Raw genomic sequence first — 386 nt, 5'->3', positions numbered from 1 at the left:
TCCAAGTAGAAGGAACAACTGCTTGCCAATTTTCTATCACTCCATTTTTAATCCTGCACCAATGACTTAACGTTCCGCGTGGCACATGCCCCATATAGCGTCCTTTGTACTCTTTAGAATTATCGATCACATAAGGCGCACAAGTGCTCTCATCTACTTTTAAATTTTCTACTAAATTACGGAAGGCTTTTAAAGCATTATTAGCCACAATTTTTGCTTCCAAACAACGCGCAGCAGTTCTTCCAAGAGTGCTAAATACAGCATTTAAAGGAAGTCCTGTTTCTTTTAAAAACGCATCTACCACAGGAACAACATTTTGATTACCCTTAGCATAATCTACAACGATATTAGCCAAAGGTCCTACTTGCATAGGATTTCCTTCATAG

At 38.6% G+C, this 386-nt stretch carries 1 protein-coding gene; it reads right to left on the bottom strand.

The genetic code is table 11. From position 1 onward, the window contains the following. The coding region (locus tag KJR01_RS10010; RefSeq protein WP_214119105.1) for a nickel-dependent hydrogenase large subunit at positions 1 to 386 on the bottom strand (386 nt) is incomplete at both ends.

The sequence above is a fragment of the Campylobacter sp. 2018MI10 genome (assembly GCF_018501175.1).
Lineage (GTDB): Bacteria > Campylobacterota > Campylobacteria > Campylobacterales > Campylobacteraceae > Campylobacter_E.
This window is presented reverse-complemented; position numbering and strand designations above follow the sequence as displayed.